At 72.4% G+C, this 24,308-nt stretch carries 20 protein-coding genes and 1 riboswitch; of the genes, 13 read left to right on the top strand and 7 right to left on the bottom strand.

Features of this window, described 5'->3' with window-relative positions; all coding sequences use genetic code 11:
* Nucleotides 1-79 precede the first annotated feature (79 nt).
* A complete protein-coding gene (locus tag ACFYOY_RS26750; RefSeq protein ID WP_351879324.1) occupies nucleotides 80-2,533 on the bottom strand; it encodes a DNA topoisomerase IV subunit A in 2,454 nt (817 codons plus the stop codon).
* Nucleotides 2,534-2,846: 313 nt separating this feature from the next.
* On the opposite strand from ACFYOY_RS26750, the gene ACFYOY_RS26745 reads away from it, so the two are divergent.
* The 4 genes from ACFYOY_RS26745 (at nucleotide 2,847) to ACFYOY_RS26730 (ending at nucleotide 7,886) form a co-directional block, all read left to right on the top strand.
* Nucleotides 2,847-4,208 (top strand): pitrilysin family protein, encoded by a 1,362-nt coding sequence (locus ACFYOY_RS26745; RefSeq protein WP_351879321.1) that lies wholly within the window; start codon nucleotides 2,847-2,849, stop codon nucleotides 4,206-4,208.
* The gene (locus ACFYOY_RS26740) at nucleotides 4,205-5,611 is read left to right on the top strand and encodes a pitrilysin family protein (RefSeq protein WP_351879318.1); all 1,407 of its coding nucleotides are present in this window, start codon (nucleotides 4,205-4,207) and stop codon (nucleotides 5,609-5,611) included. The genes ACFYOY_RS26745 and ACFYOY_RS26740 overlap by 4 nt, the downstream gene beginning before the upstream one ends.
* A gap of 298 nt (nucleotides 5,612-5,909) precedes the next feature.
* Nucleotides 5,910-6,074, top strand: a riboswitch (cyclic di-AMP (ydaO/yuaA leader).
* A gap of 12 nt (nucleotides 6,075-6,086) precedes the next feature.
* Nucleotides 6,087-6,881, top strand: coding sequence for a M23 family metallopeptidase (locus ACFYOY_RS26735; RefSeq protein ID WP_388590083.1), 795 nt, complete (start codon nucleotides 6,087-6,089; stop codon nucleotides 6,879-6,881).
* A 261-nt stretch (nucleotides 6,882-7,142) separates the two neighbouring features.
* Complete coding sequence (locus ACFYOY_RS26730; RefSeq protein WP_388590080.1) at nucleotides 7,143-7,886, top strand: GntR family transcriptional regulator; 744 nt, start codon at nucleotides 7,143-7,145, stop codon at nucleotides 7,884-7,886.
* A gap of 184 nt (nucleotides 7,887-8,070) precedes the next feature.
* On the opposite strand, the gene ACFYOY_RS26725 is transcribed toward ACFYOY_RS26730, so the two are convergent.
* Nucleotides 8,071-8,352 carry an HPr family phosphocarrier protein gene (locus ACFYOY_RS26725; RefSeq protein WP_020867963.1) on the bottom strand — a complete coding sequence of 94 codons (282 nt, stop codon included), beginning with the start codon at nucleotides 8,350-8,352 and terminating at the stop codon, nucleotides 8,071-8,073.
* A gap of 190 nt (nucleotides 8,353-8,542) precedes the next feature.
* Between ACFYOY_RS26725 and ACFYOY_RS26720 the strand changes: the two genes are divergently transcribed.
* The 4 genes from ACFYOY_RS26720 to ACFYOY_RS26705 all read left to right on the top strand — a co-directional run bounded on the left by ACFYOY_RS26720 (nucleotide 8,543) and on the right by ACFYOY_RS26705 (nucleotide 13,971).
* The gene (locus ACFYOY_RS26720; RefSeq protein ID WP_351879309.1) at nucleotides 8,543-11,383 is read left to right on the top strand and encodes a GNAT family N-acetyltransferase; all 2,841 of its coding nucleotides are present in this window, start codon (nucleotides 8,543-8,545) and stop codon (nucleotides 11,381-11,383) included.
* Between the two features lie 62 nt (nucleotides 11,384-11,445).
* Nucleotides 11,446-12,042 carry a DUF5998 family protein gene (locus tag ACFYOY_RS26715; RefSeq protein WP_237511827.1) on the top strand — a complete coding sequence of 199 codons (597 nt, stop codon included), beginning with the start codon at nucleotides 11,446-11,448 and terminating at the stop codon, nucleotides 12,040-12,042.
* Nucleotides 12,042-13,283, top strand: coding sequence for a nucleotide pyrophosphatase/phosphodiesterase family protein (locus ACFYOY_RS26710; RefSeq protein ID WP_351879306.1), 1,242 nt, complete (start codon nucleotides 12,042-12,044; stop codon nucleotides 13,281-13,283). Before ACFYOY_RS26715 ends, ACFYOY_RS26710 begins: the two co-directional genes overlap by 1 nt.
* A 43-nt stretch (nucleotides 13,284-13,326) precedes the next feature.
* Complete coding sequence (locus ACFYOY_RS26705) at nucleotides 13,327-13,971, top strand: thymidine kinase (protein WP_351879303.1); 645 nt, start codon at nucleotides 13,327-13,329, stop codon at nucleotides 13,969-13,971.
* 47 nt (nucleotides 13,972-14,018) lie between these two features.
* Here ACFYOY_RS26705 and ACFYOY_RS26700 read toward each other — a convergent pair whose 3' ends face one another.
* Nucleotides 14,019-14,792: a VOC family protein gene (locus ACFYOY_RS26700; protein WP_388590074.1), complete on the bottom strand. Its 774-nt coding sequence runs from the start codon at nucleotides 14,790-14,792 to the stop codon at nucleotides 14,019-14,021.
* A gap of 288 nt (nucleotides 14,793-15,080) precedes the next feature.
* Here ACFYOY_RS26700 and ACFYOY_RS26695 point away from each other — a divergent pair, with 288 nt between their 5' ends.
* The gene (locus ACFYOY_RS26695; RefSeq protein WP_351879297.1) at nucleotides 15,081-15,917 is read left to right on the top strand and encodes a sulfurtransferase; all 837 of its coding nucleotides are present in this window, start codon (nucleotides 15,081-15,083) and stop codon (nucleotides 15,915-15,917) included.
* An 88-nt stretch (nucleotides 15,918-16,005) separates the two neighbouring features.
* Here the strand turns inward: ACFYOY_RS26695 and sepH are convergent, their stop codons facing one another.
* Nucleotides 16,006-17,073, bottom strand: coding sequence for a septation protein SepH (gene sepH / locus ACFYOY_RS26690; RefSeq protein WP_388590071.1), 1,068 nt, complete (start codon nucleotides 17,071-17,073; stop codon nucleotides 16,006-16,008).
* Nucleotides 17,074-17,429: 356 nt separating this feature from the next.
* Here sepH and ACFYOY_RS26685 point away from each other — a divergent pair, with 356 nt between their 5' ends.
* Nucleotides 17,430-18,263 (top strand): hypothetical protein, encoded by an 834-nt coding sequence (locus ACFYOY_RS26685; protein WP_388590068.1) that lies wholly within the window; start codon nucleotides 17,430-17,432, stop codon nucleotides 18,261-18,263.
* Between the two features lie 4 nt (nucleotides 18,264-18,267).
* Here the strand turns inward: ACFYOY_RS26685 and ACFYOY_RS26680 are convergent, their stop codons facing one another.
* Nucleotides 18,268-19,593 (bottom strand): D-arabinono-1,4-lactone oxidase, encoded by a 1,326-nt coding sequence (locus ACFYOY_RS26680; RefSeq protein ID WP_351879288.1) that lies wholly within the window; start codon nucleotides 19,591-19,593, stop codon nucleotides 18,268-18,270.
* Nucleotides 19,547-20,803: an MFS transporter gene (locus ACFYOY_RS26675; protein WP_351879285.1), complete on the bottom strand. Its 1,257-nt coding sequence runs from the start codon at nucleotides 20,801-20,803 to the stop codon at nucleotides 19,547-19,549. Before ACFYOY_RS26675 ends, ACFYOY_RS26680 begins: the two co-directional genes overlap by 47 nt.
* A 118-nt stretch (nucleotides 20,804-20,921) precedes the next feature.
* Between ACFYOY_RS26675 and ACFYOY_RS26670 the strand changes: the two genes are divergently transcribed.
* A complete protein-coding gene (locus tag ACFYOY_RS26670) occupies nucleotides 20,922-22,073 on the top strand; it encodes a ferrochelatase (protein ID WP_351879282.1) in 1,152 nt (383 codons plus the stop codon).
* A gap of 52 nt (nucleotides 22,074-22,125) precedes the next feature.
* Nucleotides 22,126-22,926: an inositol monophosphatase family protein gene (locus ACFYOY_RS26665; protein WP_351879279.1), complete on the top strand. Its 801-nt coding sequence runs from the start codon at nucleotides 22,126-22,128 to the stop codon at nucleotides 22,924-22,926.
* A 191-nt stretch (nucleotides 22,927-23,117) separates the two neighbouring features.
* Here the strand turns inward: ACFYOY_RS26665 and ACFYOY_RS26660 are convergent, their stop codons facing one another.
* The gene (locus ACFYOY_RS26660; RefSeq protein WP_014055412.1) at nucleotides 23,118-23,291 is read right to left on the bottom strand and encodes a hypothetical protein; all 174 of its coding nucleotides are present in this window, start codon (nucleotides 23,289-23,291) and stop codon (nucleotides 23,118-23,120) included.
* A 359-nt stretch (nucleotides 23,292-23,650) separates the two neighbouring features.
* Between ACFYOY_RS26660 and ACFYOY_RS26655 the strand changes: the two genes are divergently transcribed.
* Nucleotides 23,651-24,304: a response regulator transcription factor gene (locus ACFYOY_RS26655; RefSeq protein WP_014055413.1), complete on the top strand. Its 654-nt coding sequence runs from the start codon at nucleotides 23,651-23,653 to the stop codon at nucleotides 24,302-24,304.
* Nucleotides 24,305-24,308 lie beyond the last annotated feature (4 nt).

The following is a 24,308-nucleotide window of genomic DNA, read 5'->3' as shown; positions in this document are numbered from 1 at the left end:
AGGGGCCCGTGAACGGCGAGGGGCGCGGCACCCTCGCGGTGCCGCGCCCCTGCCGCGCGCTCGTCCTCCTCGTGCCGGGCTACACCGGCCCGGCCACCACCGTCACCGGCTTGGCGAGCGGCTCACCCGAGCCGTCCCGGCGCGGGTCGATGTCCGGCAGCGCCACCGGGGTTCCGTTCGCCCCCGCCGCGCGGGCCGGGGTCGCGCCCGCCCAGGCCAGGACCAGGATGTCCTCGCCCTTCAGGAACCGCTGGCAGCGCACCCCGCCCGTGGCCCGGCCCTTGCGCGGGTACTGGTCGAAGGGGGTGAGCTTGGCCGACTGCTGTACCGAGTCATCGAGCGTGCCGCTCGAGCCCGCGATCGTGAAGACCACCGCGTCGCTCGCCGGGTCGACGGCCGTGAACGAGATCACCTTGGCGCCGGAGGCGAGCTTGACGCCCGCCATACCGCCCGCGGCGCGGCCCTGCGGCCGCACCTGGCTCGCCGCGTAGCGCAGTAGCTGGGCGTCGTCGGTGATGAAGACCAGATCCTCCTCGCCGGTGCGCAGCTCCACCGCGCCCACGATCCGGTCGCCCTCCTTGAGGCCGATGACTTCCAACTCGTCCTTGTTGGCGGGGTAGTCGGGGACCACGCGCTTGACGACGCCCTGCTCCGTGCCGATGGCGAGCCCCGGTGAGGACTCGTCCAGGGTGGTGAGGCAGATCAGCTCCTCGCCCTCCTCCAGGGAGAGGAACTCGGCGATGGGCGCTCCGCCCGCCAGATTGGGCGGCCCGGCCGACTCCGGGAGCATCGGGAGGTCGATCACCGTGAGCCGCAGCAGCCGCCCGGTCGAGGTCACCGCCCCCACGGATCCCCGGGCCGTCGCCGGGACCGCCGAGAGGATCACATCGTGCTTGGCGCGCTTGGCCTTCCCCTCGACCGGGAACGGCTCGCCGTCGGCGGTACGGGCCAGCAGCCCGGTGGAGGACAGCAGCACCCGGCAGGGGTCGTCCGCGACTTCCAGCGGCACCGCGGTCACCGGCGCGTTCGACGACTCCAGCAGCACCGTGCGGCGCGGGGTGCCGAACTTCTTGGCCACCGCGGCCAGTTCGCCGGAGACCAGCTTGCGCAGCTCGGCGTCGGAGTCGAGGATCCGGGTCAGCTCCTCGATCTCGGTGTTGAGCCGGTCGCGCTCCGACTCCAGCTCCAGCCGGTCGAACTTGGTCAGCCGGCGCAGCGGAGTGTCCAGGATGTACTGCGTCTGGACCTCGGAGAGGCCGAAGCGCTCGATGAGGGACCGCTTGGCCTCGGCCGCGTTGTCGCTCTGCCGGATGAGGCGGATGACCTCGTCGATGTCGAGGAGGGCCACCAGCAGACCCTCGACCAGGTGCAGCCGGTTGCGCCGCTTGGTGCGGCGGAACTCGCTGCGCCGCCGGACCACGTTGAAGCGGTGGTCGAGATAGACCTCCAGCAGCTCCTTGAGCCCCAGCGTGAGCGGCTGGCCGTCCACCAGCGCCACGTTGTTGATGCCGAAGGACTCCTCCATCGGCGTGAGCTTGTAGAGCTGCTCCAGCACGGCCTCGGGGTTGAAGCCGTTCTTGATCTCGATGACCAGCCGCAGCCCGTGCTCGCGGTCGGTGAGGTCCTTGACGTCCGCGATGCCTTGCAGCTTCTTCGCGCCGACCAGGTCCTTGATCTTGGAGATGACCTTCTCGGGCCCCACGGCGAAGGGCAGCTCGGTGACGACGAGGCCCTTACGGCGGGCCGTCACGTCCTCCACGGCCACCGTGGCGCGGATCTTGAAGGTGCCGCGACCGGTCTCGTACGCGTCCCGGATGCCGCTCATGCCCACGATCCGGCCGCCGGTGGGCAGGTCGGGGCCCGGCACATGGCGCATCAGCGTGTCGAGGTCCGCGCCCGGGTGCCGGATCAGATGGCGGGCGGCGGCGATGACCTCGCCCAGGTTGTGCGGCGGCATATTGGTCGCCATGCCGACCGCGATCCCGGACGTGCCGTTGACCAGCAGGTTCGGATAGGCGGCGGGGAGGGTGACCGGCTCCTGCTCACTGCCGTCGTAGTTCGGCGAGAAGTCGACCGTCTCCTCGTCGATCGACTCGGTCATCAGCGACGTCGCCGACGCCATCCGGCACTCGGTGTACCGCATCGCGGCGGGCGGGTCGTCGTTGCCCAGCGAGCCGAAGTTCCCGTGGCCGTCGACCATCGGCAGGCGCATGGAGAACGGCTGCGCCATGCGCACCAGCGCGTCATAGATCGACGCGTCGCCGTGCGGATGGAGCTTTCCCATCACCTCACCGACGACGCGGGCGCACTTGACGAAGCCGCGCTCGGGGCGCAGCCCCATCTCGTTCATCTGGTAGAGGATGCGGCGGTGCACGGGCTTGAGCCCGTCACGGGCGTCGGGCAGCGCGCGCGAGTAGATGACCGAGTAGGCGTACTCGAGGTAGGAGCCCTGCATCTCGTCGACGACGTCGATGTCGAGGATGCGCTCCTCGAAGTCGTCCGGCGGCGGGGTCTTCGTGCGGCGGCGGACCATCGCGCTTGCGGCTCCTTCAACTGCCGATACGGGATCTGACGCGGACCATTGTGGCCCGGGCCGCCGACAAGTGTGGAACGGGCCGGGGCGGCAAGGGCCGGAGCGGGCCCCGAAACGGGGTGCGGCGGCCCCGTGCGACGAGCCCTCGAAGGGCGGGGTCCGGCGCCCGAGAGGCCGCCGAAACGGTTCGGGGCAGCTCGGGAGGACGGGAACGGACCGGAACTTCGCCAGATGTCCGTCCCCTTGCATACAGTGACAGAAGCGCTGCGCATGCGGCTGGCACGCGCTCCATCACGCGATCGAAGGGACGTACATGCCCATGGGTCACACGGCCACGCAGCAGGCCGGCTCCGGCGGCCTGAAAGCGACTGAGCACCGCCTGGCCAATGGCCTGCGCGTGGTGCTCTCCGAGGACCATCTGACCCCGGTCGCCGCGGTCTGTCTGTGGTACGACGTCGGATCGCGCCATGAGGTCAAGGGGCGCACCGGTCTGGCCCACCTCTTCGAGCACCTGATGTTCCAGGGCTCGGCGCAGGTGGCCGGCAACGGCCACTTCGAGCTGGTGCAGGGGGCCGGCGGCTCGCTCAACGGCACGACCAGCTTCGAGCGCACCAATTACTTCGAGACCATGCCCGCCCACCAGGTCGAGCTCGCCCTGTGGCTGGAGGCCGACCGGATGGGGTCCCTCCTGACCGCGCTGGACGAGGAGAGCCTGGAGAACCAGCGCGACGTCGTCAAGAACGAGCGCCGCCAGCGGTACGACAACGTCCCGTACGGCACCGCCTTCGAGAAGCTCGTCTCCATGGCGTACCCCGAGGGCCACCCGTACCACCACACCCCGATCGGCTCCATGGCCGACCTGGACGCGGCCTCCCTGGAGGACGCGCGGGAGTTCTTCCGCACCTACTACGCGCCGAACAACGCCGTGCTGTCGATCGTCGGCGACATCGACCCCGAGCAGACGCTCGCCTGGATCGAGAAGTACTTCGGCTCCATCCCCTCCCACGACGGCAAGCGGCCGCCCCGCGACGGCACGCTCCCGGAGGTGATCGGCGGCCAGCTGCGCGAGGTCGTGGAGGAGGAGGTCCCGGCCCGCGCCCTGATGGCCGCCTACCGGCTGCCGCATGACGGCACCCGGGAGGCCGACGCCGCCGATCTGGCGCTGACCGTCCTCGGCGGCGGGGAGTCCTCCCGGCTCCACAACCGCCTGGTGCGCCGCGACCGCACCGCCGTGGCCGCCGGATTCGGCCTGCTGCGGCTGTCCGGCGCCCCCTCGCTGGGCTGGCTGGACGTGAAGACCTCCGGCGGTGTCGAGGTGCCGGCCATCGAGACCGCCGTCGACGAGGAGCTGGCCCGCTTCGCCGAGGAGGGGCCGACGCCGCAGGAGATGGAGCGGGCGCAGGCGCAGATCGAGCGCGAGTGGCTGGACCGGCTGGCCACGGTCGGCGGCCGGGCCGACGAGCTGTGCCGGTACGCCGTGCTCTTCGGCGATCCGCAGCTGGCGCTGACCGCGGTGGAGCGGGTGCTCGACATCACCGCCGAGGAGGTGCGGGCCGTGGCCGCGGCGCGGCTGCGCCCCGACAACCGTGCCGTGCTGGTCTACGAGCCCGTCCAGGGCGCCGAGGACGCAGCCGACACCGCCGAGACCGACGCAGAAGGGGAGGCGGCCCAGTGAGCGACGCCGTCACCGCGACCATGACCTTCCACCCGCAGCCCAAGGGCGGCGCGCCCAAGCCGTGGGCGTTCCCGGCCCCCGAGCGCGGTCAGCTGCCCAACGGCCTTACCGTGCTGCGCTGCCACCGCCCCGGCCAGCAGGTCGTCGCCGTCGAGATCAATCTGGAGGCGCCGCTGGACGCCGAGCCGGCCGGGCTCGAGGGCGTCGCCACGATCATGGCGCGCGCCCTGTCGGAGGGCACCGACAAGCACGACGCCGAGGAGTTCGCCGCCGAGCTCGAGCGCTGCGGCGCCACGCTGGACGCGCATGCCGACCACCCCGGCGTCCGCGTCTCCCTCGAGGTCCCGGTCTCCCGGCTGCCCAAGGCGCTCGGTCTGCTGGCCGACGCCCTGCGCGCCCCCGCCTTCCCGGACGGCGAGGTCGAGCGGCTGGTGCGCAACCGGCTGGACGAGATCCCCCATGAGCTGGCCAACCCGGCCCGCCGCGCCTCGATGGCCCTCTCCGCGGCCCTCTTCCCGGCCGAGTCGCGGATGTCCCGGCCGCGCCAGGGCACCCAGGAGACCATCGAGGGCATCGACGCCGCGGCCGTGCGGGCGTTCTACGAGGCGCATGTCCGCCCCTCCACGGCCACCGCCGTCATCGTGGGCGACCTCACCGGGGTCGACCTCGACGGGGCGCTCGCCGACACCCTGGGTGCCTGGACGGGCGGGGCGGGCGCGCCGCGCGCGGTTCCCCCGATCGTCGCGGACGACCTCGGCCGTGTGGTGATCGTCGACCGGCCGGGCGCGGTGCAGACCCAGCTGCTCATCGGGCGCGTCGGCGCCGACCGCCATGACCGGATCTGGCCCGCGCAGGTGCTCGGCACGTACTGCCTGGGCGGCACCCTCACCTCCCGCCTCGACCGTGTGCTGCGCGAGGAGAAGGGCTACACCTACGGGGTGCGCGCCTTCGGCCAGGTGCTGCGCTCCGCGCCCCCGGCTCCCTCGGGCGGCTCCGCGGGCGCCGCGATGCTGGCGATCAGCGGCTCGGTGGCCACCGAGGTCACCGGACCCGCGCTGGAGGACCTCTGGAAGGTGCTGCGCACGCTGAAGGAGGAGGGGCTCACCGACGAGGAGCGCGATGTCGCGGTGCAGAACCTGGTGGGCGTCGCCCCGCTGAAGTACGAGACGGCGGCGTCCGTCGCGGGCACCCTCGCCGACCAGGTCGAGCAGCACCTTCCGGACGATTTCCAGGCGCAGTTGTACGCCCGCCTCGCGGAGACCGGCACGGTGGAGGCGACCGCCGCGGTGGTGAGCGCCTTCCCGGCGGACCGGCTGGTCACGGTGCTGGTCGGGGATGCCTCGGTGATCGAGGAGCCGGTCAGGGCGCTGGGCATCGGTGAGGTGCGCGTCATCTCCGGCTGAGCCGCCCGGAGTTGGCCGATTGGCTGGATCTGGCCGAGGAGCCGACCACCTGGCCGACTCACTGACGATCCGAGTTCGCTGCCGATCCGGCAGACGGTCCGCTCGACGAGCTCGCAACGGAAGGACCCCGGCCCCCGTAAGGGTGCCGGGGTCCTTCCTTCATGCCCGATTTGCGGCAGTGACGGCTTGTTTGGTTTGTGGGGAGAGCAACAAAAAACCGGAACCGTTTGGTGATCGAAAGCGGGCCCGTTTAGCGTCAGTCCGGCTGTTCGCCGGCAACCCGCCGCACCCGCGGCACGGACAGTCATCGCCGAGTCCCCGTACGGCGCGAGCCAGGGGAGCCGGGGACCCACACGTCCCCAGGGGTGAATCGGGCGCCTTCCCCGGCCGGGGGAGGAGTCCGTAGGAGACCTTCCTGCTCCGAACCCGTCAGCTAACCCGGTAGGCGAGAAGGAAGGAAGGAGTGCGCCTCAGCATGGCGTCCACCCGCACTGCCACCGGGAAACACCGCCGCACCACCAAGGTCAACGTCCGCACCGGCGCGAACGTCGTGGGCATCACCACCGTCGCCTCGGGTGTCGTCGCCGGGATCACCGGACAGGCGTTCGCAGCCGACACCGGCCCCAATTCCCAGCAGACCGGTCTGACCCAGGCGATCGTGATCGGCGACGGGATCGCGGACCACATCGAGGAGCAGGCGCAGTCCCAGGAGACCGCCGCCGAGCAGGCCGCCGCCAAGGCCAAGGCGGAGACGATCGCCCGCCAGGAGGCCGCCAGAAAGGCGGAGGCCGCGGCGAAGAAGGCCAAGGCCGAGCGCGAGGCCAAGGAGCGCGCGGCGCGCGAGGCCGAGCGCAAGCGCCTCAACACCTTCGAATCGCCGATCAGCGGCTCCTACGTCTCCACCGGCTACGAGGCGGCCAGCGGGCTGTGGTCCTCCGGCAGCCACACCGGCATCGACTTCCACGCCTCCTCCGGCACCTCGGTGCACTCCGTGGGCATGGGCGAGATCGTCGAGGCGGGCTGGGGCGGCTCCTACGGCAACAACGTCGTCATCAAGATGAACGACGGCACCTACACCCAGTACGGCCATCTGTCGTCGATCAGCGTCTCGGTCGGCCAGAAGGTCACCCCCGGCCAGCAGATCGGCCTGTCGGGCGCCACCGGCAACGTCACCGGACCGCATCTGCACTTCGAGGCCCGCACCAGCCCGGACTACGGCTCGGACATCGACCCCCTGTCGTATCTGCGCTCGCACGGCGTCAACGTCTGACCTCGCGGGACTCCGCGAACGTCCGACCCCGCGAGGCTCCGCGCACGCCCGCGGTCCCGTGAGACTCCGAGAAGGCCCCGTCCACCGGACGGGGCCTTCGGCGTGCCGCCGCCCGCTGACCAAAAAATATCCATGAAATGCACTCCGCCATCGGAAATGACGTCCGATTGGAATAGAGTCGTTCAACGCGCGTTCCATGGGTGCGTTTCGCGGGCGTTAAGGCGGAGGTTCGACAATGTGGGACCGGAAGTGAGCGGGGATATGACCGCGGTCCAGGGCGGTCGCCGGATTTCGGCGCATGCGGTGTGCACGGCGATTCGCGACGACATCGTCTCCGGCACATATCAGCCCGGCAGCCGGCTCACCGAGGAACTTCTCGCCCGGCGCTACGGCGTCTCGCGGGTGCCGGTCCGCGAGGCCCTGCGCACCCTGGAGTCCGAGGGCTTCGTGACGACCCGGCGGCACGCGGGGGCCTGCGTCGCCCAGCCCTCCGAGCGCGAGGCGGCCGATCTGCTGGACATCCGGGCGCTCCTGGAGCCGCTGGGCGCCGCGCGGGCCGCACAGCGCCGCACCGAGGCCCATCTGAAGGTGCTGCGCGGGCTGGTCCGGCTCGGCCGGGAGCGGGCCCAGCACGGTCGGCTGGGCGAGCTGCGGCCGCTGGGCGACTGGTTCCACGAGACCCTCGCCCAGGCGTCCGGCAGCCCGAGCCTGGCCGCGATGCTCGTCCAGCTGCGCCGCAAGACCGCGTGGGTGTACGCGGCCGCTCCCGTACCGCAGCCCGCACCGCCCGGGGGCGCCCGGCACCCCGACCCGGGCGCGCGGGCCGTGGAGTCCTGGGCGGAGCACGGCGCACTGGTGGACGCGGTGGCGCGCGGCGACGCCGACCGGGCGCGGGCGCTCGCCGCCGCGCACACCGAGCGCGCGCTGGCGGAATACCGGTCGCGCCGCCCCATCCCGGTGAGGGCTTCGAAACATTCCGTAAACACGGCGAGCGGCCGGAATTAACAGCGATCCCGTATACAACTCTCGGGAATTCTCTGCGTGGTTTCGCGGCGCCCGGTTTTCGGGGCGCCGAGTCCGGGTGGAAACGGAAAAATAGCGGGGCCGCGGTGGCCGTAAATGGTCACCGCGGCCCCGCCGTGCCGAACCTTTGAATCACACGGGAATCACATGTGCATCGGGCGGTGGATCAGACGGTCTCGGGAAGCTCCTCGAGGCCCTCCGCCACCAGCTTCGCCAGCCGGTCGAGCGCGACCTCGGCATCGTCCGCGTCGGAGGCGAGGACGACCTCCTCGCCGCCCTGGGCGCCCAGGCCCAGCACGGCCAGCATGGAGGCGGCGTTGACCGGGGTGCCGTCGCCCTTGGCGATCGTGATGGGGACGCCGGCGGCGGTGGCCGCCCGGACGAAGATCGACGCAGGGCGGGCGTGCAGGCCCTCGGCCCAGCCGATGGTGACGCGGCGCTCAGCCATGGTGTTGCCCTTCAGGTGTGACGGGTGCTGTTGTCTAGACCAAAATCATACGGTGTCCGGATTCACCCGGTCGATGTCCGAGTGGGCCCGGGCGTGCCCGGACTGGCCCGATACGGACCTTCCCCCGACACTCGGCCCCGACGCAAGGGTGTCCACCATCCGGACCGGGCGGGCCCGTACCCTGGGCCCCATGCGGAGCCCGTCGGACCATCACGCCTACCCGACCCACTGGGAAGCCGATGTGGTGCTCCGGGACGGCGGCACGGCACAGATCCGTCCCATCACCCCTGATGACGCCCAGCGGCTGGTCAGCTTCTACGAGCGGGTCTCGGACGAGTCGAAGTACTACCGCTTCTTCGCCCCCTACCCCCGCCTGTCCGACCGCGACGTCCACCGCTTCACCCACCACGACTACGTCGACCGGGTGGGCCTGGCGGCCATCGTGGGGGATGAGTTCATCGCTACGGTGCGCTACGACCGCATCGACGGACGGGGGATGCCGGCCGCGGCCCCCGCCGACGAGGCCGAGGTCGCCTTCCTCGTCCAGGACGCCCACCAGGGCCGCGGGGTGGCCTCGGCGCTCCTCGAACACATCGCCGCGGTCGCGCGCGAGCGCGACATCCGCCGGTTCGCCGCCGAGGTGCTGCCCGCCAACACCAAGATGATCAAGGTGTTCACGGACGCGGGCTACACCCAGAAGCGCAGCTTCGAGGACGGCGTCGTCCGCCTCGAATTCGACCTCGAACCCACCGACCGCTCCCTGGCCGTCATGCGCGCCCGCGAGCAGCGGGCCGAGGCCCGATCCGTCCAGCGGCTGCTCGCGCCCGGCTCCGTCGCCGTCATCGGCACCAGCCGCACGCCCGGCGGTGTCGGCCGCACCGTGCTGCGCAACCTCCTGGACGGCGGCTTCACGGGGCGCGTCCACGCCGTCAACCACGCCTTCCCCGACGACATGGCGCGCCTTGAGCCCGAGGGCGTCCCGGCCCACCGCTCGCTGCGCGCCATAGAGGAGCCCGTGGACCTGGCCGTCGTCGCCGTTCCCGCCGAGCGGGTGTCCGCCGTCGTGGCCGAATGCGGCGAGCACGGCGTCCAGGGCCTCGTCGTGCTCTCCGCCGGATACGCCGAGAGCGGGAGCGAGGGCCGCGACCGGCAGCGCGACCTCGTCCGCCAGGCCCGGTCCTACGGCATGCGCCTCATCGGCCCCAACGCCTTCGGCGTCAGCAACACCGCCGACGGCGTCCGGCTGAACGCCTCCCTGTCCCCGCAGCTGCCCAACCCCGGGCGGCTGGGCCTGTTCACCCAGTCCGGGGCGATCGGCATCGCGCTGCTGTCCGGGCTGCACCGGCGCGGCGCCGGGCTGGCGAGCCTCGCCGGGATCGCGGGGATATCGACCTTCGTGTCCGCGGGGAACCGCGCCGACGTCTCGGGCAACGACCTCCTCCAGTACTGGTACGACGATCCGCGCACCGATGTCGTCCTGATGTACCTGGAGTCGATCGGCAACCCCCGCAAGTTCACCCGGCTCGCCCGGCGCACTGCCGCCGTCAAACCGGTGGTCGTCGTCAAGGGCGCCCGCCACACCGGCAGCGCCCCCACCGGCCATGCCGTGCCCACCACCCAGATCCCGGACGCCACCGTCTCCGATCTGCTGCGGCAGGCGGGCGTCATCCGGGTCGACACCGTCACCGAACTCGCCGACACCGGGGTGCTGCTCGCCTCCCAGCCGCTGCCCGCCGGTCCGCGCGTCGCCATCCTCGGCAACTCCGAGTCGCTCGGCCTGATCACCTACGACGCCTGCCTCACCGAGGGGCTCCGCCCGCTGCCGCCCCGGGACCTGACCACGGCCGCCGCCCCGGAGGACTTCCGGCGCGCCTTGACCGAGGCCCTTACCGACGACGCCTGCGACGCCGTCGTCGTCACCGCCATCCCCTGGGTCGGCGACGGAAATACCGGCCCAGGGGACGGCGACGGCAGCGCGGAGGCCCTCGCCACGGCCGTAAGGGAGGCGGCCCAGGCTTCCGGGCCCGATCCGGCCAAGCCGGTGGCCGTGGTCCACCTGGAGATCCAGGAGCTCGCGGAGGCCCTGGCCGGCACCGGCGGCGAGCCCGCCCCTGGCACCCGCCGGATCCCCGCCTACCCCGCCGCCGAGCGGGCCGTGCGCGCGCTCGCCGAGGCCGTGCGGTACGCGCGCTGGCGGCAGGAGGCCGCCGAGCCCGGGCGGGTCCCCGAATACGACGACATCGACGAGGCGGGTGCGGCCGCCGACATCCAGGTGCTGCTCGCCCCGGCCGACGGCACCCCGGGCGACGGCGCGGGCGGCGGGACCGGCGACGACGCGGGCCTCGGCGTCGAGCTGTCCGCCGCCGACACCCAGCGCCTCCTGGCCCGCTACGGCGTCAGCGTGCTGCCCGCCCTCCCCGCGCCCGACCCCGACGCCGCCGTGCGGGCCGCCGAGCGGCTCGGCTTCCCGGTCGCGCTCAAGCCCACCGCCGCCCACCTGCGCCACCGCGCCGACCTGGGCGGGGTACGGCTGGAGCTGGGCAGCGAGACGGAACTGCGCCGGGCCTACGCCGAGTTGACCGACTACCTGGGACGGCCCCAGGAACTGGGGCTGGTCGTGCAGCGGATGGCGCCACGCGGCGTGGACACCGTCGTACGGGCCGCCATCGACCCCGCCGCCGGGGCCGTGCTCTCCTTCGGGCTCGCCGGCGCCCCCTCCGAACTGCTCGGCGACACCGCCCACGGCCTCGTCCCCGTCACCGGCCGGGACGCCGCCGAGCTGATCCGGTCCATCCGGACCGCGCCGCTGCTGTTCGGCTGGCGCGGCTCCAAGCCGGTGGACACCGCGGCCCTGGAGGAACTGCTGCTGCGGGTGTCCCGCCTGGTGGACGACCATCCCGAGATGGTCGCCGTCGACCTCGAACCCGTCGTGGTCGCCCAGCAGGGCCTCTCCGTGCTCGGCGCCTCGGCGCGGCTCGCCCCGCCGCCCCCGCGCACCGACCTGGGCCCCCGCCACATGCCCGCCTACTGAGTCGTCCGGCGCCTTGGCGGGCACCGGCGCCGGTGTCGGCGCGGCCCCGTAGGATGGTGCACATGGCGAAGACCGGTACGACGACCCAGGGGCTGCGCGCGGCGATCGAGCGCAGCGGCTATTACCCGGCACTCGTGGCCGAAGCGGTGGAGGCCGCCGTGGGCGGTGAGCCCATCGTGTCGTACCTGGTCCATCAGGAGACCACCTTCGACGCCAACGAGGTCCGCCGCCATGTCACGGTCCTGGTCCTCACCGGCAACCGCTTCATCGTCAGCCACACCGACGAGCAGGCCGCGGACGGTACCTCCCCCTCGCCGTACGCCACCACCTCCACCGAGTCCGTGAAGCTCCAGCGGATCTCCTCGGTCGTGCTCAGCCGGGTCGTCGCCAACCCCGAGTCGTACACGCCGGGCACGCTGCCCCGCGAGGTCGTGCTGACCATCGGCTGGGGGGCCGTCAGCCGCCTCGACCTGGAGCCCGCCGCCTGCGGCGACCCCAACTGCGAGGCCGACCACGGCTACACGGGCTCGTCCACCGCCGACGACCTCAGCCTGCGCGTCAGCGAGGCGGGGGACGGCCCCGACACCGTCCGCCAGACCCTTTCGTTCGCCCAGGCGCTCTCCGAGGCCACCGCGGCCACGCCGGACACCGGCCGCTGATGTCCGGCTCCACCACCGGCCCGCTGCCCTCCGCCGCCTCCTTCTGGCCCGAGCCCACCCCGCTCGACCCCCGCTCCGCCCCCCTGCCGAAGTACGGCACCGGCTCGCTCGCCGATCTGCTGCCGGCCATCGCCGCGGGTCAGGAGGTCCCCGGGCTCTCCTCCGATCTGGCGCTCGCACCCGCCGACCGTGTCTGCGTCTTCCTGGTCGACGGCCTCGGCTGGGAGCTGCTGCGCGCCCACCCCGGCGAGGCGCCCTTCCTGACCTCGCTGCTGCCCAGCTCGCTGGGCGGTGCCGGGAAGCCGCTCACCGCGGGCTTCCCGTCCACCACCGCGACCTCGCTCGCCTCGGTGGGCACCGGGCTGCCTCCCGGCGCCCACGGCCTGCCCGGCTATACGGTCCGGGACCCCGGCACCGGCCAGCTGATGAACCAGCTGCGCTGGCAGCCCTGGACGGATCCGCACGCCTGGCAGCCGTATCCGACCGTCTTCCAGCTCGCGGACGCCGCGGGCGTGCACACCTGCCAGGTCTCCGCGCCGACCTTCGCCGAGACCCCGCTCACCAAGATCGCGCTGAGCGGCGGCACCTTCCACGGGCGGCTGACCGGCGAGGAGCGGATGGACCTCGCGGCCGAGCAACTCGGCGCCGCGGGCCGCTCGCTCGTCTACACGTACTACAGCGAGGTGGACGGCAAGGGGCACCGCTTCGGCGTGGACTCGCCCGAGTGGCGTGATCAGCTCCGCTATGTCGACGGGCTCGCCCAGCGGCTCGCCGAACAGCTTCCGCCCCGCTCGGCGCTCTATGTCACCGCCGACCACGGCATGATCGATATCCCCTTCGACCCGGAGTCGCGCATCGACTTCGACGAGGACTGGGAGCTGCGCGCGGGCGTCTCGCTGCTGGGCGGCGAGGGCCGCGCCCGCCATGTGTACGCCGTCCCCGGCGCCGCGGGCGATGTGCTGGCCGTCTGGCGTGAGGTGCTGGGGGAGCGGATGTGGGTGGCCGGCCGTGACGAGGCCATCGAGGCGGGCTGGTTCGGCGGGCCCGGCGGCGCCGATGGCGGCGGTAAGGGCGTCGACGACCGGGTCTACCGGCGGATCGGCGATATCGTGGCCGCCGCGCGCGACGACGTCGCGATCGTCGCCTCGCACACCGAGCCGAAGGAGTCCGCCATGGTCGGGCTGCACGGTTCGATGACCCCCGTGGAGCAGCTGGTGCCGCTCCTCGAAGTACGCTCCTGAGCAACCCCGTTCACCCCCGCCCTACGAAAGGCTCCGCCTCCCCATGCCCGAGCTGGTGTTCTTTTCCGGAACGATGGACTGCGGAAAGAGCACCCTCGCTCTGCAGATCCAGCACAACCGCTCGGCGCGAGGGCTCCAGGGCATGATCTACACCCGGGACGACCGGGCGGGCGAGGGCAAGCTCTCCTCACGGCTGGGGCTGGCCACCGAGGCGGTCGAGGTCGCCGACGACCTCGACTTCTACGACCATGTGGTCCAAGCGCTGACCGCCGGGGGCCGGGTCGACTACGTCATCGTGGACGAGGCGCAGTTCCTGACCCCGCCGCAGATCGACCAACTCGCCCGGGTGGTCGACGACCTGGAGCTGGACGTCTTCGCCTTCGGCATCACCACCGACTTCCGCAGCAAGCTCTTCCCCGGCTCCCAGCGCCTGGTGGAGCTCGCCGACCGGGTGGAGGTGCTGCAGGTGGAGGCGCTGTGCTGGTGCGGCGCCCGGGCGACGCACAACGCCCGTACCGTCGGCGGCCAGATGGTCGTCGAGGGCGCCCAAGTCGTCGTGGGCGACGTCAACCGGCCGGAGAGCGAGGTGGGTTACGAGGTGCTGTGCCGACGTCACCACCGGCGCCGGGTGACGGCCGCCGGAGCGCGCGCCGCCGCCCTGTCACCGGAAGTGCTGCCCGTCGACTGAGGGGTGTCCCGTGGATCAGCCCCTGGCCCTCCGGCCGGCGCTCCCGACTATCCCTCGGCGCGTCGTACGACGGTGAAGGCGGCCCCTTCCGGGTCCCGCACCGTGGCCCGGTGGCCGGTGGCTCCCCGCGACGGCGGCCGCACCACCTGACCGCCCAGCTCGGTCACCCGGCGCACCGTGTCGTCCACGTCGTCCACCGCGAAGTGCGTCATCCAGTACGGGCCCCGGTCGCGCGGCAGGGCGTCGCCCACGCTCTGGATCGCGCAGACCGGCCGGCCGTCCAGGTGCAGGGTGCGGCAGCCCGGCTCCTCCCCGGCCGCCGTCTCCGCCTGGTAGCCGAAGACCATCCGGTAGAACTTGTGGACCCCGGTGCCCTCACGGGTCAGCAGCTCGTGCCAGACCGGGGTGCCCGGCGCCCCGGTCTCCTCCGCCGCGTACGTGGACTCCTGCCACACCCCGAACACCGCGCCCTCGGGGTCTGCGGCGATCAGCATCCGGCCGGCCTCGTCGGCGTCCAGCGGGCCCACCGCCACGGTGCCGCCACAGGCGCGGATCATCTCGGCGGTCTCATCGGCGTCGTCGGACGCCAGATAGGTCGTCCAGGCCACGGGCAAATGGCGTTCCGGAGGCAGCTCGCTCAACCCGGCGACCGGCCGGCCGGCCTGGACCGCGCGGACATACGCGCCGAGCTGCTGTGGGCCCGGTGTGAACTCCCAGCCGAACAGGGAGTGGTAGAAGTCCTGTGTCGCGGCAAGGCTGTGCACCATCAGACTCGTCCAGCAGGGCGTGCCCGGTGTGCGCCGAGTCGCTGCCTCGGTCATACGTCATTCTCTCCTCGGACCATCGTGGTGGGACATGCGGCCCCGGGCCGGTCGGCGGCGCGGGGCGGTCGTGCGGAGGTGCTGATGCGGGGGGCCCGACCGATGTTTTCACCACCTGTCGCACATGGCGCCCTGGCGGAACCGCAATTCGCCGTGTCCCGCAGCAGAATGCCTGAATTACTACCGCTTGTCTGTTTCGGCTTCATTGCGCTCTGGTGTCACCCAGCCGTACACCGGGTGACCGGGTGGTCCAATCGACGCAGAGATATCTACGCAAGGATGGTTCCTATGCATGCCATCATCACCGCATCCGATCTCATGAGTGAGCTGGCGAAGGAGCGGCCTCCGCTCCTGCTCGATGTGCGCTGGCAGCTCGGCGGGCCGCCCGGCCGCCCCGCATACGAGGCGGGGCATCTGCCGGGTGCCGTCTACGTCGATCTCGACACCGAGCTCGCGGCCCCGCCCGGGAAGACCGGCCGCCACCCCTTGCCCGATCTTTCCGCGTTCGCGGCCGCGATGCGCCGGGCCGGGGTGAGCCAGGACCGGCGCGTAGTGGCGTACGACGGCGGACAGGGGTGGGCCGCGGCGCGCGCGTGGTGGCTGCTGCGCTGGGCGGGGCATCCGTCCGTAAGGGTGCTCGACGGAGGTCTGCCCGCCTGGACGGCGGTCGGCGGCGCCCTGACCGCCGATGAACCGGGCGGGCCCGAGGGCGACTTCGTCCCGCGGCCCGGGGCCCTGCCGCTGCTGGAGGCCGACGACGCGGCGGCACTCGCGCGGCGCGGGGTGCTGCTGGACGCGCGCGCGGCCGAGCGCTACCGGGGCGAGGTCGAGCCCATCGACCCCGTCGGCGGCCATATCCCGGGCGCGGTCTCCGCCCCCACGGTGGAGAACGTCACCGCCGACGGTCACTTCCTGCCCGCCGACCGGCTGGCCGAGCGGTTCGCGGCCCTGGGCGCCACCGAGGACGCCGAGGTCGGGGTGTACTGCGGCTCCGGGGTCTCGGCCGCACACCAGGTCCTGGCGCTGGCCGTCGCGGGCGTTCCGGCGGCGCTGTACGTCGGCTCCTGGAGCGAATGGTCCTCGGACGGCGGCCGTCCGGTGGCCACGGGACCCGAGCGGGGCTGAACACGCCGACGGGCCCTGCCACCGCATGCGGTGGCAGGGCCCGGATCGGCGCCGCCGGCCGTGGTGCGGCCGACGGCTACTTCCGCTGCTACTCCTGCTTCTTGCGGCGGGTGCCGAAGACGATCTCGTCCCAGCTCGGCACCGCGGCCCGGCGGCCCGGGCGGACGCCGTCCGCCTCCGCCTGCCGGTCCGTCGTACCGGTCAGCCGATCGCGGTGGCCCGCCACCGAACGCGGCATCAGCACATCCGCGTACGCCGAACCCGCGCTCGCCGCGGAGGCGGGCGGCTCGACGGCCTCCGGCTCCTCGGCGGGCTCCTCCGGCGGAGCGGCCGATGCGACCGGCGCCTCCGGCACGACCATGTCGCCCCGGAAGTTGGGCACGGCCTCCAGCAGGCTGGTGAGCGAGTCCCGCTCACCGAGACCGTCGTCCAGCGAGGCGGACGCGGGCGTGGCCGCCGGGGCGTCGTCGTCGATGCGCTCGGACGACCGGTCGCGGTCCCGCGGCAGCCGGGCGATCCGCGGCACGAACGGGAAGCTGGGCTCGGGCGTGTCGTCGGCCTCGCCGATCAGCGCCCGCGCCTCGTCGTCCACCGCCTGGACCAGCCGCCGGGGCGGGTCGTAGGTCCAGCTCGCCGAGTGCGGCTCACCGGCGACCCGGTAGACCAGCAGCACCTCCCAGGTGCCGTCGTCGCGCCGCCAGGAGTCCCACTGCGTGGTGTCCTTCTCGGCGCCGCGCAGCAGCAGCCGCTCCGCTACGGCCTCGCCGAGCTGCGGTCCGGTGTTCTCGCCGGGGCGGCGCACGGGAGTCTTACGGGCGCGCTCGGCCATGAAGGCGCGCTCCGCGAGCACCGGGCCCTCGAAGCGCCGCACGCGGTCGACGGGGATGCCCGCCATCTGCGCGACCTCTTCGGCGGTGGCGCCGGCACGTATACGGGCCTGGATGTCACGGGGCCGCAGATGGCTCTCGACCTCGATCTCGATCTGGCCGAGCCGAGCGCGGTCATTGCGCACCGCGGCGCGCAGTCGCTCGTCGATGGGAAGCGTGTACTCCGTGCTGTCCGCAGCCTTGAGCACCAGCCGTGTGCCGTCGTTGCTGACGGCCACGACACGCAGTTCGGGCATGGGGACCTCCCGGGTGGTGCCTGCCGACGTCACGGTTGCGTCGCTGCTCTCCCGCTAGACGAGTGTGGCCTGCCCGGGTGCAGCCTGCCACAACTTTGCCGAGTTGCCCGGGCCGGTTGGTTGCCGCCCTCTGACCCCTCCCGCTGGGTCCGGGCGGCCGGACGGGAAAGCGGGGCCAGGGCTCGCCACAGTACTCCATTCGGGCCGCTCGGGTGGAGCGGCACGCCAGCCGAGTTCATGGCCGGAAGGGGGATCGGAGCCTGAATCCTTCGAAGTGAGGCCCAATTTGGGTGGCAAGTTTCACAGAAACGACAGAATCGGAACGATCTGCTTCGTTTATCGGTCACTTCTCCCTGCAGGCTGGAACGAATGTCCAAGCGAGGCGGGAGATGCACGGTAAGGCCGACGGCGACGGACAACCCAAGAACGGGCGGATCGAGCTGAGCGTGGCCCATGTGGCCGGCAGCGCGCTGGCGGCCATCGCCGCCGCGGTCCTCGCCTCCAAACTGGGCGTCTACGGGACGATCCTGGGTGCCGGTGTGATGAGCGTGGTGGCGACCGCGGGCGGCACCGTCTTCCAGCATCTGTTCCACCGCACCGGTGAGCAGATCAAGGAGGTGCGGGTCCAGACGGGGCCCCGGCGGCCCGCCGGGCCCGTCACGCTCCGGCGGAAGGGGTCGGCCGGCGAGTACGGCGAGCCGACCACGCACGGCACCCGGCTGCGCGGGAGGCGGCGCCACGTCCTCGGGGCGCTGGCGGTCTTCGTCCTCGCCATGAGCGTCATCACGGGGATCGAGATGTTCTCCGGGGGCCCGGTGTCCAACGTCTGGGGGGAGAGCCGGAGCGGAACCACCGTCAGCGACAGCGTGGGCGGCTCCTCGGGGTCGAAGTCCACCCCCGGCCCCTCGCGCCGCGGCCCGGCCGCCCCGTCCCATGGCCCCGGCGCCTCCCGGGGCGGTGGCGATCCGGCACCGTCCCCGCGCACCTCCCGCGGGGGCGGCACGGCCGACGCATCGACCGCGCCGACGCCCGGTTCGTCCGGATCGTCCGAGTCCGGCAAGGACTCCGGGACCGAGGGCGGCACCGGGGGCACGACCGCGCCCGGCACCTCCGCGCCCGCCGCCCCCGGCCCCTCCCGGACCCCGTCCGGCGGTGCCACGGAGGGCGGAACGGATGGTTCCGGTGACGCCACGCCCACGCCCGGCGCCACCGGCGGGCCGTGACGCGTCAGTCGCCCAGCACCCGCCGCAGATAGTCGTTGGTGAACAGCCGGTCCGGGTCCAGCCGGTCGCGTACCGCCGTGAACTCCCCGAACCGCGGATAGACCCCGGACAGGTAGCCGGCGTCGCGGCTGTGCAGCTTGCCCCAGTGCGGGCGGCCGCCGTGGGCGATCATGATCTGCTCGGCCGCCGTGAAGTACGCCCGGTGCGGGGTGCCCCGGTACAGATGCACGGCGATGTACGCGGTCTCGCGCCCGGAGGCGGTGGACAGCGGGATGTCGTCGGCGGGCGCGGTGCGCACCTCCACCGGGAAGCTGACCCGCAGTCCGGACCGGTCGACGGTCGCCTTGAGCTCGCGCAGCACCGTGACCGCGGCCTCGCGCGGCACGGCGTACTCCATCTCCAGGAAGCGCACTCGGCGCGGAGAGGTGAAGACTTTGTAAGGGATGTCCGTGTAGGTCCGGGCAGACAGGGCGCGGCTGGAGATTTTGGCGATTCCGGGGATGGTGGCGGGGACCGCCCGGCCCACCGAACAGGCCACCTGGAAGATGCCGTTGGACAGCAGCTCGTCGTCCACCCAGCCGCTGACCCGGCCCACCGGGGCGGCGGGGCCGGTGCTGCGGTTGTTGCGCTTGGTGTTGCAGTTGCCGGTGTGCGGGAACCAGTAGAACTCGAAGTGCTCGTTCTCGGCCACGAGCCTTTCGAAATCGGCCATGACGCGGTCGAAGGGCATCGGCTCCTCGCGCGCGGTGAGCAGGAACTCCGGTTCCACGGCGAAGGTGATCGCGCTGACCACGCCGAGCGAGCCGAGCCCGATCCGGGCGGCCGCGAAGATCTCCGGGTTCTCCGTCGCCGAGCAGCGCAGCACTGAACCGTCCGCCGTCACCAGCTCCAGGCCCTTGATCTGGGCGGCGATCGAGGCGCTGTCCCGGCCGGTGCCATGGGTGCCGGTGGCGGTCGCCCCGGCCACCGTCTGCTCCATGATGTCGCCCATATTGGCCAGTGACAGCCCATGGGCCGACAGCGTCTCGTTGAGCTGCCGGAGCGGAGTGCCGGCGGCGACGGTCACGGTCCCCGCCTCGCGGTCCAGCCCGCGCACGCCCGCCATGCGGTCGGGGCGTATCAGCAGCCCGTCGGTGGCGGCCGCGGTGGTGAAGGAGTGCCCGGAGCCCACCGCCTTCACCTTCAGCCCCTCCGCCGCGGCCCGGCGGACCACCTCGGCCAGCTCCTGAGTGGACGACGGCGCGACGCTCCGCACCGGGCGGGCCGTCACATTCCCGGCCCAGTTACGCCACACGCTGCTCCGTACGGTCTTCATGGTCTTGACGGCCATCCGCACCCGACCCCTCCCGCTGTGGCGCCGGCCGGAGCCGGCGGTACCCGAGGAACGCCACCGCCGCCGCGAACACCCCGGCCACGGCCGGCACCGCGTACCCCGCCCGGGCGCCGGCCGCGTCCACCACCCATCCGGCGGCCGACGAGCCGAGCGCCACCCCGACCGCGAGCCCGGTGCTCACCCAGGTCATCCCCTCGGTCAGATGCGCGCGTGGTACGTGGCGTTCGACGAGGGCCATGGTGGTGACCATCGTGGGTGCGATGGCCAGGCCCGCGACGAAGAGCGCCACGGCCAGGAACGGCAGGTTCCCGACCAGTTGGAGCGGGATCATACTCACGGCGATCGCACAAATACCCCACAACCAACGACGGGACACCGATCCGCTCAGGCGCAGCAGCCCGAAGATCGCGCCCGCGAGACAGGAGCCCAGCGCGTACACCGCCAGGACCAGGCTCGCCGCGCCCTTGTGGCCCTCGTCCTCGGCGAAGGCCACTGTCACCACGTCGATCGCCCCGAAGATCGCGCCGGTCGCCACGAAGGTGGCCACCAGCACCTGGAGCCCGCGCGAGCGCAGCGCCGAACGGCCGGTGTGCTGCCCGCGCGGATGCGGTACGGGCTCGGTGGCCCGCTGCGCGGTCAGCGAGAAGACCCCGGCCGCCAGGAAGCAGGCGGCCAGCAGCGGGCCCGCCTCCGGGAACCAGGTGGTGGACAGCCCGATCGAGATGACCGGCCCGAGGATGAAGCAGACCTCGTCGACGATGGACTCCCAGGCGTACGCGGCGTGCAGCTCGCGCGGGGAGTCCCCGTAGATCGCCGCCCAGCGGGCCCGCACCATGGAGCCCACGCTGGGCACACAGCCGGCCCCGGCGGCGAAGACGAACAGCGTCCAGTCCGGCCAGCCCCGGTGCGCGCTCAGCAGCAGCCCGCAGACGGCGGTGAGCGCCACGAGGGTCGCCGGGCGCAGCACCCGGCGCTGGCCGTGCCGGTCGACCAGCCGGGAGATCTGCGGGCCGATGGAGGCGGCGGAGAGCGCCAGCGTGGCCGACAGGGCGCCCGCCAGCCCGTACCGGCCGGTGAGTTCGGAGACCATGGTGACCACGCCGATGCCCGCCATGGACAGCGTCATCCGCCCGAGGAAGCCGGCCGCGGAGAACTCCTTGGCGCCGGGGGCGGCGAAGATCGCACGATAGGGGCTGGTACTGGGCAAGGCAGGCTCCGCCGTGAGCAGGGTAAGGATCGTACGAGCTGATACAGATTACGGGCATGCCCCTGGTTCGCGCAGGGCCGTTTCCCGCCTGTCAGCGGCTGGTGGCAGGATCGGAAGCATGCCGGATCAGTCAGTACAGCCTTCTCCCGACCCCTATGACGCACTGCTGTTGCTCTCCTTCGGCGGGCCTGAAGGCCCCGAGGACGTGGTGCCGTTCCTGGAGAACGTCACGCGCGGGCGGGGCATCCCCCGCGAGCGGCTGAAGGAGGTCGGCCGGCATTACTTCCTCTTCGGCGGGGTCAGCCCGATCAACGCGCAGAACCGCGAGCTGCTGCACGCGCTGCGCAAGGACTTCGCCGAGCACGGCCTGGACCTGCCGGTCTACTGGGGCAATCGCAACTGGGCGCCGTATCTGACCGACACTCTGCGCGAGATGGCCGCCGACGGCCACCGCCGCATCCTGGTGCTGGCCACCAGCGCCTACGCCTCGTACTCCGGCTGCCGCCAGTACCGCGAGAACCTCGCGGACGCCCTCGCCGCCCTGGAGGGCGAGGGGCTGCCGCTGCCGCGCGTCGACAAGCTGCGGCACTACTTCAACCACCCCGGCTTTGTGCGGCCCATGGTGGACGCCACGCTGGCCGCCCTCGCCGAGCTGCCCGAGGAGCGCCGCGCCGGGGCCCACCTCGCCTTCACCACGCACTCCATCCCGACCGCCGCCGCCGACACCTCGGGCCCGGTGGCGGCGCACACGGAGGACGGGGAGGGGGGCGCGTATGTCGCCCAGCACCTCGATGTGGCCCGGCTGATCGCCGACGCGGTGCGCGAGGAGACCGGCGTCGACCACCCCTGGCGGCTGGTCTACCAGTCGCGCAGCGGCGCGCCGCACATCCCCTGGCTGGAGCCGGACATCTGCGATCACCTCGAGGAGCTGCACGGCGAGGGCGTGCCCGCCGTCGTCATGGTCCCGATCGGCTTCGTCTCGGACCATATGGAGGTCAAGTACGACCTCGACACCGAGGCCACGGCCAAGGCCGCCGAGCTCGGTCTGCCGGTCTCCCGCGCCTCGACCGTCGGCGCCGATCCGCGGTTCGCCGCGGGCGTGCGCGATCTGGTGCTGGAGCGCGCGGCCACCGAGCGCTTCGCCGAGGACCGGGCCGCGGCTGCCCCGGAGCGCTGCGCCATGGGCGCTCTCGGCCCGAGCCATGACGTGTGCCCGGTGGGCTGCTGTCCGGCCCGCTCGCCCCGCCCCGCCGCCGCGGGCTCGGACTGAGCGTCCCCCCGCCACCGCCGCTGCCCGTCCGGGCAATCCGCTAAGGAGCACGATGACCGACCCGCTCATGACCGAACTCCTCGATACGGCGCTGGAGGCCGCCCGTGGCGCGGGGGACCTGCTGCGCGACGGCCGCCCGGCCGACCTCGGGGTGGCGGCCACCAAGACCAGCCCGATCGACGTCGTGACCGAGATGGACATCGCCGCCGAGAAGCTGATCACCGACCTCCTGGCGCGCCGCCGCCCGCAGGACGCAGTGCTCGGGGAGGAGGGCGCCGACAGCGAGGGCAGCAGCGGGGTGCGCTGGGTGATCGACCCGCTCGACGGCACGGTGAACTACCTCTATGGCCTGCCGTCGTGGGCGGTCAGCATCGCCGCCGAGAAGGACGGCGAGACGGTCGTCGGGGTGGTGACCGCCCCGATGCGCGGCGAGACCTTTCAGGCGGTCCTGGGCCAAGGCGCCCGGCTGAACGGGGAGCCGGTGCACTGCCGCCCCGCGGCCCCGCTGGAGGAGTCGCTGATCGGCACCGGCTTCGGGTACGTGCGCGAGCGCCGCATCGGGCAGGCCAGGGTCCTGGGCGGGCTGCTGCCGCGGGTGCGGGACATCCGGCGCGGCGGATCGGCCGCCATCGACCTGTCCGATGTGGCCTGCGGCCGGCTGAACGGCTACTACGAGCGCGGACTCAACCCCTGGGACTTCGCGGCCGGTGCGCTCATAGCGCGGGAGGCGGGCGCGCTCACCGGAGGGCGGCCTGGCGTCCCTGTCTCCACGGAGCTGACCATTGCCGCCGCCCCCGGCCTTTTCGAGCCGCTGAGGGGGCTTCTGGACGACCTGGGCGCCTGGCACGACTGATCCCGCCCCCGGGTCCGCACGCCCCCGGCCCACACCCCCCGTCCACACGCGGAAACGCCCCGGCGTCATGAGGACACCGGGGCGCTTCGGCGTGGTTACCGGATGTTTTCTGGATCACCATCCGGAGGTGAATGGGAATCGGCTACAAGGAGGGAAACCGGATCTGGATCGGGTCCGGAATCCACAAGGGATCAAGCAAACGAGGCGCTTACTTCGACACCGTGCTCGGCGGCGAGGCGACGGAGGTCTTCCAGCTCCGACTGCTCCACGTCCACAAGAAAGTCGTCGCCCGTCTCACGGGCGCGAATGAGATCGGTCTTGGTGTTCTCTATGCGCTGCAGAATGCCTGCGGTGAACGCGTCCATGTGCGCCCCCTCGTCGTGGGTCGGTGGCACGGGGGTGTGCCGACGGCGGGACGATCACGTGCGTGGCCCTTGCCGACGGCAATGACAGTGAGAGATGCCGGAGACAAGGCGTGATCGCGGGTGTGCAGTCGTCCTCCCCACCCCGTCCTGGGCGGAAACCTCGGGTCCCGAAAGAATCTGAATTCGGCGTTCCAGCCGCATCCGTCCCCGCCGCCGCGTCCATGATCGGTCCCCGGGATCCCGGGGGCGATCCCTCTTACCGCCGGTTTATGAGACTTCGAGGCAGGATGGAGGCGCCGAACAATCATCGAGTTTGGCGAGATCATGCCCAGTGCGGCAATCAAGGAAGGACTAACGACGTGCGCGTACTCGTCGTCGAGGACGAGCAGCTGCTCGCCGATGCGGTGGCCACCGGACTACGCCGGGAGGCCATGGCCGTCGACGTCGTGTATGACGGAGCCGCCGCCTTGGAGCGCATCGCCGTCAACGACTACGACGTCGTCGTCCTCGACCGGGACCTGCCCCTCGTGCACGGCGATGACGTCTGCCGCAAGATCGTCGAACTCGGCATCCCCACCCGGGTCCTGATGCTCACCGCCTCCGGCGACGTCAGCGACCGCGTGGAGGGCCTGGAGATCGGCGCGGACGACTATCTGCCCAAGCCCTTCGCCTTCAGCGAACTGATCGCGCGCGTGCGTGCGCTCGGCCGCCGGACGACCGTGGCCCTGCCGCCCGTGCTGGAGCGCGCCGGGATCAAGCTGGACCCCAACCGCCGCGAGGTGTTCCGGGACGGCAAGGAGATCCAGCTGGCGCCGAAGGAGTTCGCGGTCCTGGAGGTGCTCATGCGCAGTGAGGGCGCCGTGGTCTCCGCGGAGCAGCTGCTGGAGAAGGCGTGGGACGAGAACACCGATCCGTTCACCAATGTGGTGCGGGTGACCGTGATGACCCTGCGCCGCAAGCTGGGCGAGCCCGCGGTGATCGTCACCGTCCCCGGCTCGGGTTACCGGATCTGATCCG

Source organism: Streptomyces sp. NPDC007875 (assembly GCF_042868035.1).
GTDB lineage: Bacteria > Actinomycetota > Actinomycetes > Streptomycetales > Streptomycetaceae > Streptomyces > Streptomyces antimycoticus.
Note: the sequence above shows the minus strand (reverse complement) of the source record. Positions and strands in the feature narration are given on the sequence as shown.